The sequence below is a fragment of the Actinomycetospora chlora genome (genome assembly GCF_039542135.1).
Lineage (GTDB): Bacteria > Actinomycetota > Actinomycetes > Mycobacteriales > Pseudonocardiaceae > Actinomycetospora > Actinomycetospora chlora.
On record NZ_BAABHO010000023.1, the window covers coordinates 44,268 to 66,166 of the forward strand.

Below are 21,899 nucleotides of genomic sequence, written 5' to 3' on the forward strand. Positions count from 1 at the left end.
CCGGTCAGACCGGCGGCACCGCGGCGGCCATGCCCACCGCCTCGCGGCGGACCCGGTCGACGTAGGCGTTCGAGCGGTTGTAGGCCAGCACCGCCGCGCGCCAGTCGTCGCCGCGGCGAAGGTCGCGGTCGTCGGCGCAGAGGTAGCGGGCGGCGGCGAGGGCGGCGTCGTCGAGGTCGTCGGGGTCGCGCACGCCGTCCCCGTCGCCGTCGGCGCCGTACTCCGCCCATGTGGTGGGGATGAACTGCAGCGGGCCGACCGCGCGGTCGTAGGACCCGTCGCCGTCGACGGTGCCGCCGTCGGTGTCGCGGATCTCGCGGTTGCCGCCCGTGCCGTCGAGCTCCGGGCCGCGGATGGGCTCGCCCGGCCGCCCGACCTCGTCCAGGGCGGTGCCGCCGAAACGGCCGTGGTCGGACTCGACCCGGCCGAGTCCGGCGAGCGTCACCCACGACAGCCCGCAGTCGCCCAGCTCGTCGCGGGCGGCCGCCTCGGCGCCCGCGTACGCCACCAGCGCCCGGGCCGGCACGCCGGTCGGGCCCGCGGCGGCGTCGGCCCACGCCACGCGGGCCGACGGGTCGGCGGGGACCGGGGCCGTCAGCGGCTGGGCGAAGGCCGGCGCCGGGTCCGGACCGCGCCGGGTGGCCACCGCGACGCCCGCGATGCCGGCGGCGAGCACCAGCACGAGCACGACGGCGGCCGCGAGCAGGTGCTCGAGCTGCCGGGCGTCGATCTCGCCGCGGGAGGGCGCAGGGCTGCTCACCGGCCCGACGCTACGGAACGTCCGGGCGGCCCAGCACGGGGGCGACGTCCGGAGCAACCGCCCGTCGGGGCGACACGGTGTGTCGCCGCTGCGACACGCGCCTCACCCGCTCGTCCTCGTGGCGGGCTCACCGGTCACCGACAGGCCCCGATCGATGGTCCGTTCGAGGAGGATCCCGTGTGGCCGATGGGGCAGTCTGTCGACCTCTCCACCGGCGAGGTCCCGTCGCCGGGCCGGGTCGCGGGAGGAGGCGCCGTGGACATCGACGTCCGGCTGCGCATGTTCACGTGGTTCGCCGACGTCTCGGGGGCCGTCGCGGTCAGCCGCATGGGCCCCGAGGAGATCACCCGCGCCCGCTCCCGGCGGCTGAGCCACAACGTCGTCACCTCGCGCGTCTTCGGGCCGATGCCCCGCGGGGTGTTCGTCACCGACCGCGTCGCGCACACCGACGCCGGGCGGCTGCGCGTGCGGCTCTACCGGCCGCACACGGCGCGCGCGCTCCCGGTCGTCGTCAACTTCCACGGCGGCGGGGGCACGCTCGGCAACCTCGACCAGTCCGACTGGCTCTGCGCCCACGTCGCGTCACGGGTCGGCGCGCTGGTGGTGTCGGTGGACTACCGGCTCGCCCCCGAGCACCCCTACCCCGCGGGGCGCGACGACGGCTACGCGGCGGTGACGTGGGCGGCGCGGCAGGCCGCCGCGCTCGGCGCGCGGCCCGACCGCCTCGCGGTCATGGGCGACAGCGCCGGCGGCAACATGGCCGCGGTCGTCTGCCTGCTCGCGCGGGAGTCCGGGCCGGTGATCGACGCCCAGGTCCTGCTCTACCCCGCGCTCGACCTGACCTTCGAGCGGCCATCGGTGGACCGCTTCGCCGACGGCCCGGTGCTCACGCGCACCGACATGGAGGTCTTCCGGTCGCACTACCTCGGCGACGACGGGGACCCCACCGACCCGCTGTGCTCGCCGCTGTTCGCCCCCGACGTCGCGGACCTGCCCCCGGCGCTGATCGTGACGGCCGCGGTCGACCCGCTGCACGACGACGGCGCCGACTACGCGCGCCGCCTGGACGCGGCCGGTGTGCCCGTCCGGCACACCGACCACGCCCGGGCCGTGCACGGCTTCCTCACGTTCCCCGGCGTGTGCCGGGCCTCGGCGCAGGCGCTGGACGACGTCTGCGCCGAGCTGTCCCGGCGTCTGGCCTGAGGGGCGGCGTGGGGACCGGTCAGGCGTCCATGTGCAGGCCGCCGTTGACCGAGTACACCTGCCCCGTGATGTAGCCCGACTCCGGGTCGGCGAGGAACTCGACCGCCCGGGCGATCTCGTCGGGCTGACCGAGGCGCTGCATCGGGATGCCGGACACGATCTTCTCGAGGGCCTTCTCCGGGACGGCGGCGACCATGTCGGTCTCGACGTAGCCCGGGGCGACGCAGTTGACGGTGACGCCCTTGCGCGCGCCCTCCTGCGCCATCGACATCGTCATGCCGAACAGGCCCGACTTCGTCGCTGCGTAGTTGACCTGGCCCGCGTTGCCCTTCTCGCCGATCACCGAGCTGATGTTGACGATGCGGCCCGAGCCCCGCTCGGCCATGTGCAGGTACGCGAGCTGCGACATGTAGAAGGTGCCGGAGAGGTTGACCTGGACCACGCGGTCCCAGTCGTCGACCTCCATCTTCGCGACCATCTTGTCGGCCGTGATGCCGGCGTTGTTGACCAGCACGTCCACCCGGCCGTGGGCCTGGATCACCTCGTCGAACACGCGCTCGCAGTCGCCGCGCTGGCCGATGTTGCCCTGGTGGATGGTGATCTGGTCGGGGTACTGCGACTTCAGGTCCTCCGCGGACGTCGGGTCCGATGAGTAACCGACACCCACCTTCATGCCGCGCTTCGCCAGGCGCTCGCTGATCGCGCGGCCGATGCCCCGGGCGCCGCCGGTCACGATGGCCACCTGTCCGGTCATGTCTCCCATGCGTGCTCCCTCTCGTGGACAGCGCTGTCGGCTGTGCATGTACCCAGGCCGTGGCCCGGGCCACACGGACCCGTCACATCGAAGACGGTCATCCCGCGTTCCGGAAGGGCCTGCCCGTCTACCGCCGGGTAGCGCCGTCGTGTCAGGCCGTTGCGAAAAATCCCAAGCGCGCCGTACGGTCCACGCAGCACCCAGAGCCGGGTGCGTCGAGCGCCCGCGAGTCGGGCGCGAGGAGGTGCGCCATGACGGCCGCTGCCGACGAGAGGTTCCTGGCTGACGAGCAGGTCAGCCCCGACACCGACGCTGACCCCATCGCCGCCCAGACCGAGGCACCCACCCCCGATCCCGCGGCCTACCTGCGCGGCTACCACGCGACGGCCGCCCTGCGCGGCGCCACCGAGCTCACGAAGGGCGCGGGCTACGTGCTGGGCCGCGCCCTGCAGCAGTCGGTGACGCCCGGGGCCAACACGCGCGACGCGCGGCGCTGGTGGCGCCACGTGCTCACCCGCCGCCGCCCGCAGTGGCACAACGAGCACGAGATCGTCTTCGAGACGCCGATCGCGCGGCTGCGGGACTTCTCCCAGGGCTCGACGGACGACGTGGTCCCCACCCTCGTGCTCCCGCCGCAGGCCGGGCACGACTCGTGCATCGTCGACTTCCAACCGCGCCAGTCGCAGATGATGGTGATCCGCGAGGCGGGCCTGACCCGCGCGTTCACCCTCGACTGGGTCGGCGCGACGCGCGAGACCGCGCACTCCACGATCTCCGACTACATCGCCGTGGTCGACCGCGCCGTCGAGCACTGCCGGGCGACGTCGGGCCAGGACGTCGTGAACCTGGTGGGCGACTGCCAGGGCGGCTGGCTCGCCACGATCTACGCCGCGATGTTCTCGGAGAAGGTCAACACCCTGACCCTCGCGGGCGCCCCGATCGACTTCCACGCCGGCGAGACGCCCATCGGCGCCCAGTCGCGGGTGTGGGCGCAGCGCTTCGGCCAGCTGCCCTACCGGGCGATGGTGGCCGCGGGCGGCGGCGTGATGCCGGGGTCGTTCGTCCTCGGCGGGTTCATCGCCATCAAGCCCGACGCGGAGATCGCCAAGCACGTCGACCTGCTGCGCAACCTCGACGACCCCGAGGCGATCGCGCGCTACGAGGCGTTCGAGGACTGGTTCAAGCACACCCAGGACGTCGCCGGCACGTTCTACCTCTGGCTGGTGGAGCACCTCTTCGCCGGCAACGAGCTGATCAGCGGGGAGCTCGAGGTCGACGGGCGCCGCGTGGACATGCGGTCGATCTCCTGCCCGCTGTTCCTGCTGGGCGGGGCGACCGACCACATCACCCCGCCGGTGCAGGTCTTCGCCGCCGCCGACCACGTGTCGACGCCGGCCGACCAGGTCACGCGACGCACCGCTCCGGGCGGCCACCTCGGGCTGTTCATGGGCAACCAGGCGTTGCGCCACGAGTGGCCGCCGCTGCTGGCCGCCGTCGCCGAGCACTCGCGACGCGGCTGAAACCCGCTCCCGACCTGGACCGATCCCGCACATCCCGGACGATCGGCCGCCCGCGGGCCTGGGTTTCGGCCCCGGCCCGCGGGTAGTTTCGGTCACACAGCACCGTCACGTGGCGATCACCGCGCGTGATCGGTCGTCATCGGCACACCGTCGCGCCATCCACCGACCAGGAGGACCACAGCATGCCCGGTTCCGTCATCGTCTCCGGCCGTCGCACCCCCATCGGCAAGCTCTCCGGGGCCTTCGCCGGGATCACCGCCGGCGAGCTCGGCACGGTGGCGATCAAGGGTGCGCTCGAGGCCGCCGGCCTCTCCGGCGAGGAGGTCGAGTACCTGATCATGGGTCAGGTCATCCAGGCCGGCGCGGGCCAGAACCCCGCGCGCAAGGCGGGCGCCGACGCCGGCATCCCGATGTCGACACCGTCGTTCACGCTGAACAAGGTGTGCCTGTCGGGCCTCGACGCCATCGCGCTGGCCGACCAGATGATCTCCGCCGGCGAGTACGACGTCGTCGTCGCGGGTGGCATGGAGTCCATGACCGAGGCGCCGTACATGCTCCCGAAGGCTCGCCGGGGCTACAAGTACGGCTCGGGCAAGATCATCGACGCCACCGAGAACGACGGCCTCACCGACGTCTTCGACCACGAGTCGATGGGCGCCTCCACCGAGCGCTTCTCGCAGTCGATCGGGCTGACCCGCGAGGCCATGGACGAGTTCTCCGCGGCCTCGCACCAGCGCGCCGCCGACGCCGCGAAGAACGGCCGCTTCGACGCCGAGATCACGCCGGTGCCCGTGCCGCAGCGCAAGGGCGACCCGGTGATGGTCACCGAGGACGAGGGCGTGCGCGGCGACACGACCGCCGAAGGCCTGTCGAAGCTCAAGCCGGCCTTCGACAAGAACGGCGCCATCACCGCCGCCTCCTCCTCGCAGATCTCCGACGGCGCCGCGGCCGCCGTGGTCATGTCGAAGAAGAAGGCCGACGAGCTGGGCCTCGAGATCCTCGCGACCATCGGCCACCACGGTTGGGTCGCCGGCCCGGACAACTCCCTGCTCTCCCAGCCCTCGCGCGCCATCCAGAAGGCCCTGTCCCGCGAGGGCATCGAGGCCTCGGCGCTCGAGATGCTCGAGATCAACGAGGCGTTCGCGGCCGTCGCGCTGCAGTCGACCACCGAGCTCGGCGTCGACCCCGAGCGGGTCAACCCCGACGGCGGCGCCATCTCCCTGGGCCACCCGGTGGGCGCCAGCGGCGCCCGTATCGCGATCCACCTGGCGCACGAGCTGCGCCGCCGCGGCGGCGGCGTCGGTGCCGCCGGCCTCTGCGGCGGTGGCGGCCAGGGCTCGGGGCTGATCCTGCACGTGTGAGCGCACCTGGATGTCAGCGGAGTGGCACCGCTGACATCCAGTGTCCGTCACTCCACTCCGATCACCACGGCGCGGCGGTCACCTCACCGGTGGCCGCCGCGCCGTCGTGCGTCGGGAACCGCGGGCGGGCCGGCGGCGTCGAACCACCGTGCGGGGCCGCGGACGGTGGGAGGAGCCGGGCGCGGCCCCGCCCGCCACACCACGTGAAACGATCTTGCTCGCGACGGTGACCATGGTCAGGTACGCATGCCAAGGTGGTCGTCCGGGCACAGGTGACCGGGAGCACACCCGAGCTAGACGGAGGCACACATGCCGCAGGAGGTCCGGGGCGTCGTGTCCCGGGAGAAGGGCAAGCCGGTGACGGTCGAGACGATCATCGTCCCGGACCCCGGCCCGGGCGAGGCGGTGGTCGCGATCCAGGCGTGCGGGGTCTGCCACACCGACCTGCACTACCGCGAGGGCAACATCGAGGACGCCTATCCCTTCCTGCTCGGCCACGAGGCCGCGGGCGTCGTGGAGTCGCTCGGCGAGGGCGTCGAGGGCCTCGAGGTGGGCGACTTCGTGATCCTCAACTGGCGGGCGGTCTGCGGGGTCTGCCGCGCCTGCCGCGCGGGCAAGCACCACCTCTGCTTCGACACCCACAACGCGAAGCAGTCGATGACGCTCAAGGAGACCGGCGAGGAGCTCAAGCCGGCGCTGGGCATCGGGGCGTTCATCGAGAAGACGCTGGTGCACTCCGGCCAGTGCACGAAGGTCAACCCCGACATCGACCCGGCCCAGGCCGGGCTCATCGGGTGCGGGGTCATGGCCGGCACGGGCGCGGCGATCAACACCGGCGAGGTCAAGCGCGGCGAGACGGTCGCGGTCATCGGCTGCGGCGGCGTCGGTGACGCCGCGATCGCCGGCGCGGCGCTGGCCGGCGCGACGACGATCATCGCCGTCGACACCGAGGACCGGAAGCTGGAGTGGGCCAAGGGCTTCGGCGCCACCCACGGCGTCAACGCCAAGAACGAGGACCCGGTCGAGCGCATCCGCGAGCTCACCGGTGGCTTCGGCGCCGACGTCGTCGTCGACGCGGTGGGCATCCCCGCCACCTGGAAGCAGGCCTTCGAGGCCCGCGACCTGGCCGGGCGTCTCGTGCTCGTCGGCGTGCCGGCGCCGGACATGAAGCTCGAGGCCGACTTCCAGCCGTTCTTCTCCCACGGCGGGTCGCTGCGGGCGTCCTGGTACGGCGACTGCCTGCCCAGCCGCGACTTCCCGATGCTGGTCGACCTCGCGCTGCAGGGCCGGTTCCCGCTCGACAAGTTCGTCACCGAGCGGATCTCCCTCGACGACGTCGAGCAGTCGTTCGAGAAGATGCACCACGGCGACGTGCTCCGTTCGGTGGTGATCATGTGAGTGCCGAGAAGGTCGGCGAGGGCGTCGAGCACCTGACGACGTCCGGCAAGTTCGAGATCGACGGCAACTCGTTCGACGTCGACAACAACGTCTGGATCATCGGCGACTCGTCGGAGGTCGTCCTCCTCGACGCTCCGCACGACGCCGAGGCCATCAAGTCCGCGATCGGCGACCGCAACGTCGTGGCCATCCTGTGCACTCATTCGCACAACGACCACGTCAACGCCGCCCCGGCGATCGCGTCCGCGTTCGACGCGCCGATCCTGCTCAACCCGGACGACCGGGTGGTCTGGAACCTGACCTACCCGGACCGCGAGCCCGACGGCGAGATCACCGACGGCGAGGTGTTCACCATCGGTGGCATCGAGCTGCGCGCCATCCACACGCCGGGGCACTCCCCCGGCTCGACGGTGTTCTACGCGCCGGACATCGGCACGCTGTTCTCGGGCGACACGCTGTTCAACGGCGGTCCGGGGGCGACTGGCCCGTCGTACTCGGACTTCAACGTGATCATCGAGTCGCTGGCCGACAAGGTGTTCTCGCTGCCCGGCGACACCATCGTGCGCACCGGGCACGGCGACACCACGAAGGTCGGCGACGAGGCCTCGCGTCTCGAGGAGTACCGCGAGCGGGGCTACTGAGGCCCTGGGGGAGACGGAGCATTGAGGCGAGCACGCCGATAGGGGAGCTCGACCCATCGACTCCGACCACCCGGACACCGAGTACCCGGCCGACCCCTACCCGGGGGTCGCGCCGGGTTTCTCGTTCGTGCACCTCGACGCGGTGAGCCGCCGCCTCGACCCGTCCGACCGCGCCGCGGCGGGCTGGACGGTCGAGGGCGCCGACCTCGACGCCTGGCTCGCCCGCCACGGCGCGGCGCCGATGGCCCGCCGGGTGCCGGTGCTCGCCTTCGGGTCCAACCGCTCGCCGGGCAAGCTGACGTGGCTGCGGGAGCACCTCGGTCTCACCGGGCCGGTGGTGGTGCTGCGGGCGCGGGTCGAGGACCTCGCCGCGGTCTGGGCGGCGGGGCTGCGGGCCCGCGACGGCGCTCGCCCGGCGACGCTCGCACCGGCGCCCGGGGTGGTCGAGACCCACGCGGTGTGGATGGCGACGGCCGACCAGGTGCGCGTGCTCGACCGCTGCGAGGGCCGCGGCGAGCGCTACGACCTGGTGCGCCTCCGGGCCGGGACGGTCACCACCGAGGACGGGGCCCGGCTCGGCGGCGTCTGGACGTACTGGGCGGGGGGTCCGGTCCGGGCCCCGTTACTCGTGGACGGGGCGCCGGTGCGCGTGGCCGACGTCGACCAGGCCGCGGCGCGGGAGCTCGCGGGTGACCCGGCCCCGCCCGTGCCGGACGCCGTCACCGTCGAGCACGGCGTCCCGGACGCCCTGGCCTGGCCGGACCGCGTCTTCGTCTACGGGACGCTGCTGCCCGGCCGGCGGGCGTGGCCGCTCATCGGGCCGCACGTCACCGGCCGGGCGGTCGAGGCGTGGATGCCGGGCCGCGTCCACGACACCGGCCGCGGCTACCCGGCCCTCGTGCCCGGGGGCCCCGGGCGGGCCCGCGGGGCGCTGCTGACCCTCGCCGACCCGCCGTCGGCGCTGCCCCTGCTCGACGGGTACGAGGGTCCCGACTACGCGCGCCGGCGGGCCGTCGTGCACACCCCGGACGCGCGGCGGCCCGCCTGGGTGTGGACGTGGCGCGGCGCGGTCCACGGCGCCCCGCTGACGGCGGCCTGGCCGGCGGACTGATCAGCGGCGCAGGCGGACCGCGACGAAGCCCGGGGTCGGCGCCCGGGCCGCCGGCCGTGGGCGCGCGTGGGATCTCGGGCTCGGCGTCGGGCTCGGCGCCGGCCGTGGTGCCGGCACCTCGTCGCGACGCCGCGCGCGCCGGCCGCGGGCGAGCAGGAGCAGGCCCGCGAGGAACGCGACCACCGCGAGCCCGAGCACCCCGAGCGCCACCGGCGTCGGCACGCCGTGCAGCCGCAGCGGCACCCCGGGCACCGCCAGCGGCGCGGCGCCCACGAAGAGGATCAGGGTCACCCCGCCGATCACCAGCGCCCGCACGACCCCTCCCCCGTGGATCTCCCCGCCGCGGATCTCCCGTCGGACACCCTGTCGCGGACGTCGTCCGTGGCGCCAGTGCCCGTTACGACGATCGAGATCACGATGCGGTCCCGTTCGTGTGGACGGCACGCGGGCGCTCCGACATCCTGTCGCGGTCGCAGGGGGTGGGATGCTCGAGATCGACGGGATCTCCAAGCGGTTCGGCAGCACGGTGGCCCTCGACGGGATGACCTTCACGGTCCGCCCGGGCGAGCTCTACGGCTTCGTCGGCGCGAACGGCGCCGGCAAGACGACGACGATGCGGATCGCGCTCGGCGTGCTCGCCGCCGACGCCGGCGAGGTGCGTCTCGACGGCCGCCCCCTCGACGCCGCGTCCCGGCGGCGGATCGGCTACATGCCCGAGGAGCGTGGACTGTACCCGCGGATGGCCGTCGGCACCCAGCTGCGCTACCTCGCCGAGCTGCGCGGCCGCTCGGCGGCGGACGCGAAGGCCGCCGCCGACCGCTGGACCGAGCGCCTCGGCATCGCCGAGCACCGCGGCGACGAGGTGCAGCGCCTGAGCCTGGGCAACCAGCAGCGCGTCCAGCTCTCGGCCGCGCTCGTCGCCGACCCCGACGTCCTCGTGCTCGACGAGCCCTTCTCCGGGCTCGACCCGATGGCGGTGGACGTCATGAGCGACGTCCTGCGCGAGCGCCGCGACGCCGGCGCCCCCGTCGTCTTCTCCAGCCACCAGCTCGAGCTGGTCGAGCGGCTCTGCGACCGGGTCGGGATCGTCCGCGCGGGGCGCACGGTCGCCGAGGGCACGGTCGACGAGCTGCGCGACGCCTCGGCCACCGAGCTCGTCGTCAGCGCGCCACACGCCCCGGCCGGCTGGGCGGACGCCCTGCCCGGCGTCGCCGCGTCCCGGGCCGGCGAGGGCGGGACCGTGCTGACGCTCGCGGACACCTCCGAGGCCACCCTCGCCGGCGTGCTCGACGCGGCGCGGGACACCGGCGCCGTGCACGAGTTCCGCCGGCGACGCCCGACGCTCGCGGAGATCTACCGCGACACCGTCGCCCAGCCCCCGGCGGCGGCGTGACCGCGCTGCGGCCCGTCGGGCTCATCGCCCGCCGGGAGTTCGCCTCGCGGGTGCGGGGCCGGGCGTTCGTGCTGAGCACGCTCGCGGTCCTGGTCCTGCTCGGGGTGTACGCGGCCGTGGTCGCCACCGTGGCCTCGGGCGAGGACCGCGCCACCGTCGGCCTCGTCGGCCCGGCCACGGCCCTCGCCGGCCCGATCGCGCGGGCCGCCCCGGCCGAGGGCCAGACCGTCACGGTGACCACGCCGCCTGACGTCGCCGCCGGCGAGGCGGCGGTGCGCGCCGGGGACCTCGACGCGCTGGTCAGCGGGGACGCCGCGCGCCCGCGCGTCTACGTGGAGTCCGAGCCCGACGCCGCCCTCGAGCGGGTGGTCGTGGCCGCGACGACGTCGGTGGCCCGCGACGCGTTCCTCGCCGGGCAGGGCGTCTCGCCGGGCGCGCTGGACGCCGCCGTCGCCGAGTCGGGACCCGTGATCGTCGCCGCCGAACCACCCGACCCGCAGGCCGGTGCCCGGCTGGGCCTCGGCCTGGCGGGGGCGTTCCTGCTCTTCTTCTCCATCCAGACCTACGGCGCGATGGTCGCCCAAGGCGTCGTGGAGGAGAAGGCCAGCCGGGTCGTGGAGATCGTGCTGTCGTCGGTGCGGCCGTGGCAGCTGCTGCTCGGCAAGGTGCTGGGCCTCGGGGCGGTGGGGCTGCTGCAGCTCGTCGTCCTCGGCGGGGCGGGCCTGGCCGTCGCGGGTGCCGCGGGGGTGGTGACGGCCGGTGCCGGACTCGCGCCGACGATCGTCTCGGTCGTCGTCTGGTACCTGCTCGGCTTCGCCCTCTACGCGACGATCTACGCCGCGCTGGGATCGCTGGTGTCGCGCCAGGAGGACACGCAGAGCGTCCTGTCGCCGATGACGGTCGTCGTGCTCCTGGGCTTCGTCGTCGGGTTCAACCTGCTGACCTCGGACCCCCGCGGCACGGGGATCACCGTCCTGTCGCTGCTGCCGCCGTTCAGCCCGCTGTTCATGCCGGCGCGGATCGCGCTGGGCGTGGCCCCGGTGGGCCAGGTGGTGCTGGCCTTCGCGCTGACGATCGCGTTCACCGCCGGGGTCCTGGCGCTCGGCGGGCGCATCTACGCCAACTCGGTGCTGCGCACCGGCGCGCGCGTGAGCCTCCGCGAGGCCCTCGGCCGGGCCCGCTCCTGACCCGGCTGGGGTTACTGGCTGGTATCGCTCGCTGGGCGAGCGATACCAGCCAGTAACCGTGTGGACGGGGGACCTAGAACGGACGGTCACCCGCGATCGCCACGCGCTCGGCGGCGCGGCGGTGCGGGTGGTAGTCGCCGACCGCGTAGTGCTGCGTCGCGCGGTTGTCCCAGAACGCCACCGTGCCCGGCGTCCACCGGTACCGGACCTGGTACTCGGGGACGTGGGCCTGCGCGAACAGGTGCCGCAGCAGCGCGTCCGACGCCGCGGGCTCGAGGCCCTCGACACGGGTGGTGAACGCGCTGTTGACGAACAGCGTCCGGCGCCCGGTCTCGGGGTGCGTCCGCACCACGGGGTGGGTCACCGGCGGGAACACGTCCTTCAGCCGCTCGAGCTTGCCCTCCTCGAGGAAGCGCACGAAGCCCGGCAGGAAGTCGTGCACGGCGACGGCGTCGTCGATGCGCGCGCGGACGTCGGCGTCGAGGTTGTCGTACGCCGCGGCCATGTCGGCCCACATCGTGTCGCCCCCGAAGGGCGGGGTCTCGATCATCCGGAGGATCGCGCCCATCGCCGGCGCCGACCGGAACGACGTGTCGACGTGCCAGATGTTCTCGTAGGTCTGCGGCCCGTCGCCGCCCTTGGTGAAGCGCACGACCGTCGGGTCGTCGCCCTCCTCGAGCAGCGGGTTCGTCTCGAGCTCGCCCCAGTGGCGGGCGAAGGCCCGCTGGGCGGCCGAGGAGAGGTGCTGGTCGGGGAAGAACAGGACCTTCCACTCCAGCAGGGCGCGGTGGATCTCCGCGCGGGTGGCGGCGTCGGTGGTCGTGAGGTCCACGCCACGGATCTCGGCACCCAGGGTGACCCCGACGGGGGTCAGCTCGAACGCGTACGGACAGCGGTCCGGCCCGTCGCCCGGCAGTCGGCGCAGGTAGCGCCGCCCCTCGAGGAGGTCGATGGCCGGGGTGGAGGTCGGTCGGTCCGTTCGCTGTTCGAGGGTGCTGGTCACGATCGTCCAGCTTCTCCCCGCCTCCGTGCACCGTCAATGCGTCCGTTCCCGAGATCATTGACCTCGCCAGGAACGTGCCGTGATGCCAGGATCACGCGATGCTCACACGTTCCTCCGGCCGAGTGGCCGGCGCGATCATCGTCGTGCTCGCGTTCGTGCTCGCCGGGTGCGGTGGCCTCTCCGGGAGCGGCCAGCCGCAGGCCCAGGGCGGCAGCCTCTCCGCCAGCGGGATCAACCTCGCCGGCCAGACCTACACGGTCGGGGGCCAGGAGTTCGACGAGCAGCTGCTGCTCTGCAAGATGAGCGTCGCGGCGCTGCAGTCGGTCGGCGCGACCGTCAACGACCGCTGCAACATCACCGGTTCCGCCGCCGCGCGCCAGGCGCTGCTGAGCGGCGAGATCGACATGGGCTGGTCGTACACCGGCACCGGCTGGATCACGAACCTGCAGAACACCACCCCGATCCCGGACTCGCAGCAGCAGTACATCGCCGTGCGCGACCAGGACCTGCAGCGCAACCAGATCGTGTGGACCAACCCGACGCCGTTCAACAACACCTACGCGATCGCCACCACCCGGGCGTTCGCCGACCAGAACAACCTGCGCACCACCAGCGACTGGGCCAACTTCATCAACAGCGGCAACCCGCAGGCCACCACCTGCGTCGAGGCCGAGTTCGCGAGCCGCAACGACGGCCTGCCCAACCTGCTGACCGCGTACGGCGTCACCCGGCCCTACAACGCCCCGCCGGCCGTGACCGTCATCGACACCGGCGCGATCTACCAGGCCACCGCCAACGGCAACCCCTGCCGCTTCGGCGAGGTGTTCACCACCGACGGCCGCATCCCGGCGCTGAACCTCGTGTCGCTGACCGACGACCGCAACTTCTTCCCGAAGTACAACGCGTCGAACACGATCCGCAAGAACGTCGTCGACCGGAACCCGCGCGTCGTCGACGTCTTCAACCAGATCTCGCCGGCCCTGACCGACGACGTCATGCTCCAGCTCAACGGGCAGATCTCGTCGCAGGGCGCCGACCCGGCCCAGGTCGCGTCGCAGTTCCTGCAGCAGCGGGGCTTCATCGGCGGGCAGTGACCCACCAGCTCTGATCCGACCGGAGGGCCCCCTCGCTCGACTCTTCCGAGCGAAGGGGCCCTTCGCTCGTGGGCGGGGGCGTCGGTTCGCGTCGCCGGCGGCGTCTACAGCGCGTTGAAGCGCTCGAGCGCCTCCTGGCGCTCCGCCTTGTGGTCGACGATCGGGGCCGGGTAGTCGGCCGGGGGCTCGTCGAGCTTCCAGGGCTGGTGCACCTTCTTGCCCTCGATCCCCGCGAGCTCGGGCACCCAGCGCCGGACGTAGTCGCCCTGCGGGTCGAAGCGCTCCCCCTGCGTCACGGGGTTGAAGACGCGGAAGTAGGGCGCGGCATCGGTGCCGGTGCCCGCGGCCCACTGCCAGCCGTGCTGGTTGGAGGGCAGGTCACCGTCGACGAGCAGGTCGAGGAAGTGCCGCGCGCCCCGCCACCACGGCAGGTGCAGGTCCTTGACCAGGAACGACGCGACGGCCATGCGCATGCGGTTGTGCATCCAGGCCTCGCCGCGCAGCTGGCGCATGGCGGCGTCGATGGCCGGGAAGCCGGTGCAGCCCTCCTGCCAGGCCCGGAAGCGCTCCTCGGCCGCCTTCCCGCCGTCGTAGGTCATGGCGTCGAACTTCGGGTCGAAGTTCTCGCGCGCCGAGCGCGGGAAGAACCAGAGGACCGCGGCGTAGAAGTCGCGGAAGCACAGCTCGTTGCGGAACGACGTCGCGCCCTTGCCGGACCCGCCCACCCCGGCGAGGAGGGTCCGCGGGTGGATGACGCCGTACTTCAGGTACACCGACATCCGCGAGGTGCCCGGCCGGTCGGGGCGGTCGCGCAGGTCGTCGTAGTCCTCGAGGTGCTCGTCGACGAACGCCTCCCAGTAGTCGTGGGCGGCCTGCTCGCCGGCGGTGGGGAGCTCGGCCTCGACCGACTCGTCGTCGGGGACCTTGACGGCCCGCGGCCCGCCCTTCTTCTCCGACGGGTCCATCCAGTCGACGGTGGACGCGTCGGTGTCCGCGGGGGCGCCCTTGTCGCGCTTGCCCCACTCGCGGCTGAACGGCGTGTAGACGCGGTACGGGTCGCCGTCGGACTTCGTGATCTTCCCGGGCTCGACGGCGTAGGGCGAGCCGGTGCGCACGAGCTCGACGTCGCGGTCGGCCAGGGCCTTCTCCACGGCCTCGTCGCGCTCGCGGCCGTAGGGGCCGAAGTCGGCGGCGACGTGCACGCTGCTGGCCCCCACGGCCCCGGCGAGCTTCGGGACCGCCTCGGCCGGGTCGCCCCGCACCACGAGCAGGCGCCCGTCCAGCGAGGCGTCCAGGTCGCGCAGGCTGCGGTACAGGAACGTGCGCCGCGCCGCCCCGGACGGCCCGAGCAGCTTCTCGTCCAGCACGAACACCGCCAGCGCCCGCTGCGCCCGGCCCGCCGCGGCCTCGAAGACCGGCTGGTCACGCACCCGCAGGTCGCGGCGGAACCAGACGATCGCGGTCTCGTCCCGCTCGTCACCCATGCGCGACGGCTACCCCTCCGAGCAGCGCCTACGCCCGTTCAGGCGCACCGTGCCGCGAGCAGGTCGAGCGATGCGGTGACGAGCGCGTCGTCGTCCGTGTCGAGCCCGTGGACCACGGCGTAGCAGGGGCCGACCGCGTGCCAGTCGGCCGCGCGGGCGGACAGGTCGGTGCCGTAGGCCTCGCCCACGGCCGCGGCGACCTCGGTCGTCGTCTCCAGCAGCGGCCAGACGAGGTCCTTGGCCGGGTCGCCGGCGCGGGCGTCGGACCAGTCGAGCACCCCGGAGATCCGGCGGCCGTCGGTGAGGACGTGGTCGGCGCGCAGGTCGCCGTGCACGAGCACCGACGCCGGCGCCGTCCGCAGCCGCCCCAGCCGGAGCGCCACCGGCCCGGGGTCGGCCAGGCGGGGCAGCACCTCGGCGTCGAAGCGGTCGAACGCGCGGTCGCGCCTCCCGCGGGTCGTCGCCGGGTCGGGCAGGCCGTGCCGGACGGCGTCGTCGAGCGGCACCGCGTGCAGGGCCCGCAGGAAGGCCCCGAGCGCCGCGCCGTGGACGACCGTCGGCGCGACCAGGGGCTCGCCGCGCAGCACGGCGTGCCGCGCCGTGCAGGGCTCCTCGCCGACGATCTCCGGGCGGGGCACGGGCAGCGGCAGCCGCGGCGCCAGCCACGACAGCAGGTGCGCCTCGCGGCGCAGCCCCGCCGCGGCCGCCGGGTGGCGCGCCGTGCGCTCCACCCAGCGGTCGTCGACGAGCACGGCGTCCGCGTCCCACCCGGAGCCGAGCGGGACGCGGCCCACCGTGGCCACCGCGAGTCAGCTCAGCGCTGGTCCATCCCGACGTACTCGCGCTGCGTCGGGCCGGTGTAGACCTGACGCGGGCGGCCGATGCGGGTGTCCGGGTCGTCGATCATCTCGCGCCAGTGGGCGATCCAGCCCGGCAGGCGCCCGATGGCGAACAGCACCGTGAACATCTCGGTCGGGAAGCCCATGGCCTGGTAGATCAGGCCGGTGTAGAAGTCGACGTTCGGGTAGAGCTTGCGCTCGACGAAGTACTCGTCGTGCAGCGCGAACTCCTCGAGGCGCATGGCGATGTCGAGCATCTCGTCGCCGCCGCCGAGCTTCTCGATGATCCCGCGCGCGGTGTCGCGGACGATCGCCGCGCGGGGGTCGTAGTTCTTGTAGACGCGGTGGCCGAAGCCCATGAGCCGGACGCCCGGCTCCTTGTTCTTGACCTTGCGCACGAACTCGTCGGCGTTGCCCTCGTTGTCGCGGATGCCCTCGAGCATCGTGAGCACCGCGGCGTTGGCGCCGCCGTGCAGCGGGCCGAACAGGGCGTTGATGCCCGCGGAGATCGACGCGAACAGGTTGGCCTGCGACGAGCCGACCATGCGCACCGTCGACGTCGAGCAGTTCTGCTCGTGGTCGGCGTGCAGGATGAACAGCATGTCGAGCGCCTTGGCGACGTCGGGGTCGACGTCGTAGGGCTCGGCGGGCAGGCCGAAGGTCAGCCGCAGGAAGTTCTCCACCAGGCCCAGCGAGTTGTCCGGGTAGAGGAACGGCTGGCCGATCGAGTTCTTGTAGGCGTACGCGGCGATCGTCGGGACCTTCGCGAGCAGGCGCACGCTGGACAGGTCGACGTTCGGCTCGTCGAACGGGTCGAGGGCACGCTGGTAGAAGGTCGACAGCGCCGACACCGCCGACGACAGCACCGGCATCGGGTGCGCGTCGACCGGGAAGCCGTCGAAGAACTTCTTCAGGTCCTCGTGCAGCATCGTGTGCCGCTGGATCTGGTCGGTGAACGTCTCGAGCTGCTGCTTGTTCGGCAGCTCGCCGTAGATCAGCAGGTAGCTCGTCTCGACGAACGTCGAGTTCTGGGCGAGCTCCTCGATCGGGTAGCCGCGGTACCGCAGGATGCCGGCGTCACCGTCGATGTAGGTGATGTCCGACCGGCAGGCACCGGTGTTCACGTAACCGGGGTCGAGCGTGATCAGCCCCGTGTCCCCGAGCATCTTCCCGAGGGCCACACCCGAGGAGCCCTCGGTCGCCTCGACGATCTCCATCGTGTGCTCGCCGCCCGGGTAGGACAGCGTGGCGGTGCGCTTCTCGGAATCCTCGCCGGCCATGGCATCCCTCTCGCGCGGTCGTTGCGCGGGAGAGGGGCGGCCCGGCCGCCGGGGGTGTCCCCGCGGCGCGCTCCCGCACGGGTCGGGGTCGTACGACCGCGAACCGTAGCGCTCGCGCGGTCCGCGCCGCATCACGAGCCACGGGCGTACCGAGGGTGGCCCATGTCACTGTGTGACGGCCGTGTTACGTCGCCGCGTCGAGCTCCGCCCGCCACGGCGGCTCGGCCCCGGCCCGCGACACCGTCCACGCGGCCGCCCGTGCCGCGGACGCCAGGGCCTGCGACCAGGCCTGCGCGTCGAGCCGCGCCACCGCGTCGCGGTCCAGCGCGTCGCGGTGCGCCAGCCAGGCCAGCAGCGCGGCGTGCACGCTGTCCCCGGCGCCGATCGTGTCCACCAGCGGCCCGACACGGTCCGCGGGGACCTCGACGACGCCCCCGCCGCGGGTGTGGGCCGTCAGGCCCTCGCCACCGCGCGTGAGCACGACGGCGCCGGCGCCGAGGTCGAGCACGTCCTGCGGCGACCGGCCCCAGCGCTCGGCGTCCTCGTCGGAGAACTTGACCAGGCCCGCCACCGCGGCGACGGCGTCGAGCCGCGCGACGAGCGCCGCCGGGTCGTCGACGAGCCCGGGCCGCAGGTTGGGGTCGAGGCTCACGAGCCGGCCCCGGGCGGCCTCCCGCTGTGCCAGCGCGGCGTAGCGGGACGCGCCCGGCTCGAGCACCAGCGACAGCGTGCCGACCGCCACCGCCGCCGTGTCCGCAGGCAGCTCCCCGGGGTCGGCGACGAGCCGGTCCGCCGTGCCCTCGACGTGGAACGTGTAGCGGGCCGCGCCCGCGGCATCGAGCGTGACGACCGCGAGCGTCGTCGGCTCCGGGCCGCGCTGCAGCAGGCCGGTGTCGACGTCGTTGGCCTCCAGCCGCGCGACCAGCGCGTCACCGAACGCGTCGGTCGAGAGGCGCGTGAGCATCGTCGTCGGCGCGCCGAGGCGCCCCAGCCCGACCGCGGTGTTGAACGGGCCGCCCCCCAGCCGCGGGGCGAGGGGGCGCAGGGCGGGGTCGCCGCCCTGATCGACGGAGTGCTCGCCCGGGACGGGCACGAGGTCGACCAGCGCCTCGCCACCGACGACGACGCGGCCGGTCACGTCGCGTCCCGACTGGTGATCCCCCACCGCATCGTCCACGTCTCCCCCGGCGCGACGACGTGGAGGTCGGTGCCGGAGTTGGCCGCGTCGGCGGGGCAGGTCATCGGCTCGACGGCGACGGCCCTGCCACGGCCGGCGAGGTCGTCCGGGGTGAAGACCATGACCCAGCGGAAGCTCGCGTCGCCCCACAGCGCGGTGGCCCGCCCGTCGGGCGCGGTGACGGTGCCGAGCACCCCGTCCGGGCCGGGGGCGGCGCCGAAGCAGGTGTCGAGGGCGAGGTCGCCGACGCGCCGGCCGCCGCGCAGGTCCTCGGCCGGGGTCACCGGCCGCACGCCGGTCGGGATCATGAGGTCGTCGGTGTCGACCACCCGGTCGGCCGCGACGGTGACGGTGCACGTCGCGGGGTCGGCGTCGCCCGCGCGCAGGTAGGGGTGGGTGCCGACGCCCGCGGGCACGTCGTCCGTGCCGGTGTTGGTGAGGGCGTGCGCGACCGTGAGCCCGTCGGGGCCGCAGGTGTAGGTGGTCTCGACGTGCAGCGGGCCCGGCCAGCCCCACGCCGGGTCGACGTCGGCGGCGAGCACGACGCGGTCCTCGGCGCGGTCGACGATCTCCCACGGCCGGCGGCGCAGCAGCCCGTGGATGGCGTGCCCGCGGGCGGCCTCGGTGACCTCGAGGGAGTACCGCCGCCCCCGCCAGGTGTAGGCGGCGCCGGCGATCCGGTTCGGCCACGGGACGAGGACGCCGCCCGCCCCCATCGGCGGGGTGGTGTCGACCTCGAAGGACTCGGTGCGGGGCTGCCCGTCGATCGCGAGGGCCCGCAGCCCGGCCCCCACCCCGGTGACGACCGCACGGGTCGTCCCGGCGACGAGGTCGATCTGCTCGCCGGTCGGGTGCACGGCGTCACACGCTAGCGGTTGTGACGATCGGTTTGCTTCTGCGTCCGTCCGGTTTCGCCGACCGTCCCGAACGGTCACTGTGCCGGACATGACGAGCCACAGCTCCCCGCGCCCGAAGGTCGTCATCGTCGGCGGCGGGTTCGCCGGCTTCCAGTCGGCCCGCTCGCTGGCCCGGCAGATGGGCGACGAGGTCGACATCGTGCTCGTCAGCCCCACCAACTACTTCCTCTACCTGCCGCTGCTGCCCGAGGTCGCGGCCGGGATCCTCGAGCCGCGACGGATCTCCGTCGCGCTCGCCGCGGCGCTCCCGCCGTGCGTGCGCCACGCGCCCGGAGAGGTCGACGAGCTCGACCTCGACGCCCAGACCATCGGCTGGCTCGACCCCGAGGGCGTCCACCACGAGAGCCGGTGGGACCGGCTGGTCGTGGCGGCGGGCAGCGTGCACAAGGTGCTGCCGGTCCCGGGCGTCACGCAGTACGCGCAGGGCTTCCGCGGCGTGCCCGAGGCGCTCTACCTGCGCGACCACCTCATCCGCCAGGTCGAGCTCGCGGCGATGTGCGAGGACCCCGAGGAGCGCGCCGCACGGCTGACCACGGTCGTCGTCGGCGGCGGCTACACCGGCACCGAGGTCACCGCGCAGGGCTACCTGTTCACCAAGGAGCTGGCGGCGAGCCGCGGGCTGCCCGAGACCCCGCGGTGGGTGCTGGTCAGCCGCGGGGAGATCCTCGCCGGGCTGGCCGGGCACCTCTCCGAGACGGCCGACCGCGTGCTGCGCGAGCGCGGCGTCGACGTGCGCACCCACGAGGAGGTCGAGGAGGCCACCGGCGACGGGGTGCGCCTCTCGTCCTCCGGTGAGCACGTGCCCACCCGCACGCTGCTGTGGTGCGTCGGGGTGCGCCCCGACCCGCTGATCGACGACCTCGGGGTCGAGGTCGACCAGGGCCGGCTGGTGGTCGACACGCGGCTGCGCGTGCCCGGCCACCCGAACGTCTTCGCGTGCGGCGACGCCGCCGCCGTGCCCGACCGCGCCCGGCCCGGGCAGTACACGGCGATGACGGCCCAGCACGCCGAGCGCCAGGGCAAGCTCGCCGGCCGCAACGTCGCCGCCTCGCTGCGCGGCGGGCGGATGCGCACCTACAAGCACCGCGACCTCGGCTTCGTCGTCGACCTCGGCGGCTTCGACGCGGCGGCCAACCCGCTGGGCATCAGGCTCACCGGCAAGCCCGCGCACGTCGTCGCCCGCGGCTACCACCTCATGGCCATGCCGGGGAACCGCGTGCGCACCGCCGTCGACTGGCTGATGGACGCGCTGCTCCCGCGCCAGACCGCGCAGCTCGGGCTCGTGCGCTCCCCCGCCGTGCCGCTGGACTCGGCGTCCCCCGAGGTACCGCAGCACGGCCTCGGGTTCCCCCACCGGTCCGCGCCGCCCGATCAGTCCGCGACGTCCTCGGGGCGCGAGCGGCCGGGCGGGTCCGCCGAGGCGGCCTCCCCCTCGGCGGACGCGGCGGGGGCGTCGGCCGAGGTGTCGGGCGAGGACCCGGTGGAGGAGTCGCCGCGCAGCGGGGCGCGGTAGCGCCAGAACACCGGGAAGATCGCGACGACGACGATCGTCAGGACGATCACGCCGACGCCGCCGATGACGACCGCGGCGCCGGTGCCCAGCGCGTCGGCGACCGGGCCGTGCCACAGGTCCCCGAGTCGCGGCCCGCCCGCGACCACGACGGTGAACACGCCCTGCATGCGCCCGCGCATCTCGTCCGTGGCGACGACCTGCAGCATCGTCTGCCGGAAGACGGCGCTGACGAGGTCGGCGGCGCCGGCGACGGCGAGGCACGTGACCGCCAGCCAGAGCACCGACGTCAGCCCCGAGAGCGCGACGCCGAGCCCCCAGATGCAGACGGCGACGGTCACCGCGACGCCCTGGCGCCGGATGGCGTGCAATCGCCCGGAGAACAGGCCGCCGAGCGTCGCGCCGATGGCGATCGAGGCGAAGAGCCAGCCCAGCGCCGTGCCGCCGCCGGGCGGGTCGCCGAACACGGTCACCGCCGCCTCGGGGAACACGGCCCGCGGCATCCCGACCGCCATGGCCACGATGTCGACGAGGAACGACACCAGCAGCACCTGGCTCATGGCGGCGTAGCGGAAGCCCGCGACGACGTCGGCGAACCCGGCGTGGCGGCGGACCGCCCGGATCGCGCCGCGCAGCCCGCCCGCGCCGGAGCCGACGGGCAGGCGCGGCAGCATGAACGCCGCCCAGATCGACGCGACCAGGCAGACGGTGTCGACGAGGTAGAGGGTGCCGATCGAGGTGAAGGTCAGCGCCACGCCGGCGGCCAGCGGGCCCGCGATCGACCCGAGCTGGGTGACGGTGAAGAGCAGCGTGTTGGCCGCGGGCAGCTGGTCGTTCGGCAGGATCCGGGGCAGGACCGCGGAGCGGGTCGGCTGGTTGATCGCGAGGAACGCCGTCTGGATCGCGAAGATCGTCAGGACCTCCCACGGGCTGCCGAGCCCGGTGATCGCCGCCAGGCCCAGCAGCGCCGACGTCACCGCGATCCCGGCGCCGGTGATCACCAGCAGCCAGCGCCGGTCGACGGCGTCGGCGATCGCGCCGCCCCACAGCCCGAAGACGATCAGCGGGACGAGGCCGAACAGGCCGGTCAGGCCGACCCACGCCGACGAGCCGGTCAGCTGGTAGAGCTGGGTCGGGACGGCGACGACGGTGAGCTGCGCGCCCACGACCGTGACGATCGCGGCGATCCACAGCCGCCGGAAGGCGGGCGTGCGCAGGGGCGTCGTGTCCGCGAAGAGCCCCGATAGTCCTCTCGCCACGAGGGACC

General features: G+C 73.9%; 19 protein-coding genes and 1 pseudogene. 10 read left to right on the top strand and 10 right to left on the bottom strand.

All coding sequences use genetic code 11. The features are described from left to right. Positions 1 to 4 precede the first annotated feature (4 nt). Positions 5 to 760 carry a lytic murein transglycosylase gene (locus tag ABD994_RS15680; RefSeq protein WP_345416466.1) on the bottom strand — a complete coding sequence of 252 codons (756 nt, stop codon included), beginning with the start codon at positions 758 to 760 and terminating at the stop codon, positions 5 to 7. 186 nt (positions 761 to 946) lie between these two features. Between ABD994_RS15680 and ABD994_RS15685 the strand changes: the two genes are divergently transcribed. Next, entirely contained in the window at positions 947 to 1,963 is a 1,017-nt protein-coding gene (locus ABD994_RS15685; RefSeq protein ID WP_345416469.1) for an alpha/beta hydrolase, read from the top strand. 19 nt (positions 1,964 to 1,982) lie between these two features. Here the strand turns inward: ABD994_RS15685 and ABD994_RS15690 are convergent, their stop codons facing one another. Then, positions 1,983 to 2,717: a beta-ketoacyl-ACP reductase gene (locus tag ABD994_RS15690; RefSeq protein ID WP_345416472.1), complete on the bottom strand. Its 735-nt coding sequence runs from the start codon at positions 2,715 to 2,717 to the stop codon at positions 1,983 to 1,985. 251 nt (positions 2,718 to 2,968) lie between these two features. Here ABD994_RS15690 and ABD994_RS15695 point away from each other — a divergent pair, with 251 nt between their 5' ends. The 5 genes from ABD994_RS15695 (at position 2,969) to ABD994_RS15715 (ending at position 8,748) form a co-directional block, all read left to right on the top strand. Continuing rightward, on the top strand, positions 2,969 to 4,237 hold the full coding sequence (locus ABD994_RS15695; protein WP_345416475.1) for an alpha/beta fold hydrolase: 1,269 nt from the start codon (positions 2,969 to 2,971) through the stop codon (positions 4,235 to 4,237). A gap of 182 nt (positions 4,238 to 4,419) precedes the next feature. After that, positions 4,420 to 5,598: an acetyl-CoA C-acetyltransferase gene (locus ABD994_RS15700; RefSeq protein WP_345416478.1), complete on the top strand. Its 1,179-nt coding sequence runs from the start codon at positions 4,420 to 4,422 to the stop codon at positions 5,596 to 5,598. 309 nt (positions 5,599 to 5,907) lie between these two features. After that, positions 5,908 to 6,996, top strand: coding sequence for an S-(hydroxymethyl)mycothiol dehydrogenase (locus ABD994_RS15705; RefSeq protein WP_345416481.1), 1,089 nt, complete (start codon positions 5,908 to 5,910; stop codon positions 6,994 to 6,996). Next, positions 6,993 to 7,637 (top strand): MBL fold metallo-hydrolase, encoded by a 645-nt coding sequence (locus ABD994_RS15710; RefSeq protein ID WP_345416484.1) that lies wholly within the window; start codon positions 6,993 to 6,995, stop codon positions 7,635 to 7,637. Before ABD994_RS15705 ends, ABD994_RS15710 begins: the two co-directional genes overlap by 4 nt. A gap of 127 nt (positions 7,638 to 7,764) precedes the next feature. After that, positions 7,765 to 8,748, top strand: a complete 984-nt coding sequence (locus ABD994_RS15715; RefSeq protein ID WP_345416487.1) for a gamma-glutamylcyclotransferase family protein — start codon at positions 7,765 to 7,767, stop codon at positions 8,746 to 8,748. Here ABD994_RS15715 and ABD994_RS15720 read toward each other — a convergent pair whose 3' ends face one another. Further along, a complete protein-coding gene (locus ABD994_RS15720; protein ID WP_345416490.1) occupies positions 8,749 to 9,063 on the bottom strand; it encodes a hypothetical protein in 315 nt (104 codons plus the stop codon). A 169-nt stretch (positions 9,064 to 9,232) separates the two neighbouring features. On the opposite strand from ABD994_RS15720, the gene ABD994_RS15725 reads away from it, so the two are divergent. Next, positions 9,233 to 10,141 (top strand): ABC transporter ATP-binding protein, encoded by a 909-nt coding sequence (locus ABD994_RS15725; RefSeq protein ID WP_345416493.1) that lies wholly within the window; start codon positions 9,233 to 9,235, stop codon positions 10,139 to 10,141. Then, the gene (locus ABD994_RS15730) at positions 10,138 to 11,328 is read left to right on the top strand and encodes an ABC transporter permease (protein WP_345416496.1); all 1,191 of its coding nucleotides are present in this window, start codon (positions 10,138 to 10,140) and stop codon (positions 11,326 to 11,328) included. Before ABD994_RS15725 ends, ABD994_RS15730 begins: the two co-directional genes overlap by 4 nt. Positions 11,329 to 11,401: 73 nt before the next feature. Here the strand turns inward: ABD994_RS15730 and ABD994_RS15735 are convergent, their stop codons facing one another. Then, positions 11,402 to 12,331 carry a TauD/TfdA dioxygenase family protein gene (locus ABD994_RS15735; protein WP_345416499.1) on the bottom strand — a complete coding sequence of 310 codons (930 nt, stop codon included), beginning with the start codon at positions 12,329 to 12,331 and terminating at the stop codon, positions 11,402 to 11,404. A 98-nt stretch (positions 12,332 to 12,429) separates the two neighbouring features. Between ABD994_RS15735 and ABD994_RS15740 the strand changes: the two genes are divergently transcribed. After that, positions 12,430 to 13,425: a glycine betaine ABC transporter substrate-binding protein gene (locus tag ABD994_RS15740; RefSeq protein WP_345416502.1), complete on the top strand. Its 996-nt coding sequence runs from the start codon at positions 12,430 to 12,432 to the stop codon at positions 13,423 to 13,425. Positions 13,426 to 13,529: 104 nt separating this feature from the next. Here ABD994_RS15740 and ABD994_RS15745 read toward each other — a convergent pair whose 3' ends face one another. From ABD994_RS15745 to ABD994_RS15765, 5 genes are all read right to left on the bottom strand, one after another. After that, positions 13,530 to 14,909, bottom strand: a complete 1,380-nt coding sequence (locus tag ABD994_RS15745) for a cryptochrome/photolyase family protein (RefSeq protein WP_345416505.1) — start codon at positions 14,907 to 14,909, stop codon at positions 13,530 to 13,532. 38 nt (positions 14,910 to 14,947) lie between these two features. Further along, complete coding sequence (locus tag ABD994_RS15750) at positions 14,948 to 15,712, bottom strand: phosphotransferase (RefSeq protein WP_345416508.1); 765 nt, start codon at positions 15,710 to 15,712, stop codon at positions 14,948 to 14,950. Positions 15,713 to 15,723: 11 nt separating this feature from the next. Further along, a complete protein-coding gene (locus tag ABD994_RS15755; protein WP_345416511.1) occupies positions 15,724 to 17,028 on the bottom strand; it encodes a citrate synthase in 1,305 nt (434 codons plus the stop codon). A 184-nt stretch (positions 17,029 to 17,212) separates the two neighbouring features. Then, a complete protein-coding gene (locus ABD994_RS15760) occupies positions 17,213 to 18,166 on the bottom strand; it encodes a carbohydrate kinase family protein (protein WP_345416515.1) in 954 nt (317 codons plus the stop codon). Further along, positions 18,163 to 19,062: an aldose 1-epimerase family protein gene (locus tag ABD994_RS15765; RefSeq protein ID WP_345416518.1), complete on the bottom strand. Its 900-nt coding sequence runs from the start codon at positions 19,060 to 19,062 to the stop codon at positions 18,163 to 18,165. Before ABD994_RS15765 ends, ABD994_RS15760 begins: the two co-directional genes overlap by 4 nt. An 88-nt stretch (positions 19,063 to 19,150) precedes the next feature. On the opposite strand from ABD994_RS15765, the gene ABD994_RS15770 reads away from it, so the two are divergent. After that, on the top strand, positions 19,151 to 20,635 hold the full coding sequence (locus tag ABD994_RS15770) for an NAD(P)/FAD-dependent oxidoreductase (protein ID WP_345416521.1): 1,485 nt from the start codon (positions 19,151 to 19,153) through the stop codon (positions 20,633 to 20,635). Positions 20,636 to 20,718: 83 nt separating this feature from the next. On the opposite strand, the pseudogene ABD994_RS15775 reads toward ABD994_RS15770, so the two are convergent. Beyond that, positions 20,719 to 21,891: pseudogene (locus tag ABD994_RS15775) on the bottom strand (MFS transporter); the annotation flags it as partial. Between the last annotated feature and the right edge of the window lie 8 nt (positions 21,892 to 21,899).

Coding starts and splice junctions, on each gene's coding strand:
- ABD994_RS15685 (WP_345416469.1), top strand. CDS start 947: ATGGGGCAGTCTGTCGACCTCTCCACCGGCGAGGTCCCGTCGCCGGGC.
- ABD994_RS15690 (WP_345416472.1), bottom strand. CDS start 2,717: ATGACCGGACAGGTGGCCATCGTGACCGGCGGCGCCCGGGGCATCGGC.
- ABD994_RS15695 (WP_345416475.1), top strand. CDS start 2,969: ATGACGGCCGCTGCCGACGAGAGGTTCCTGGCTGACGAGCAGGTCAGC.
- ABD994_RS15700 (WP_345416478.1), top strand. CDS start 4,420: ATGCCCGGTTCCGTCATCGTCTCCGGCCGTCGCACCCCCATCGGCAAG.
- ABD994_RS15705 (WP_345416481.1), top strand. CDS start 5,908: ATGCCGCAGGAGGTCCGGGGCGTCGTGTCCCGGGAGAAGGGCAAGCCG.
- ABD994_RS15725 (WP_345416493.1), top strand. CDS start 9,233: ATGCTCGAGATCGACGGGATCTCCAAGCGGTTCGGCAGCACGGTGGCC.
- ABD994_RS15740 (WP_345416502.1), top strand. CDS start 12,430: ATGCTCACACGTTCCTCCGGCCGAGTGGCCGGCGCGATCATCGTCGTG.
- ABD994_RS15745 (WP_345416505.1), bottom strand. CDS start 14,909: ATGGGTGACGAGCGGGACGAGACCGCGATCGTCTGGTTCCGCCGCGAC.
- ABD994_RS15755 (WP_345416511.1), bottom strand. CDS start 17,028: ATGGCCGGCGAGGATTCCGAGAAGCGCACCGCCACGCTGTCCTACCCG.
- ABD994_RS15770 (WP_345416521.1), top strand. CDS start 19,151: ATGACGAGCCACAGCTCCCCGCGCCCGAAGGTCGTCATCGTCGGCGGC.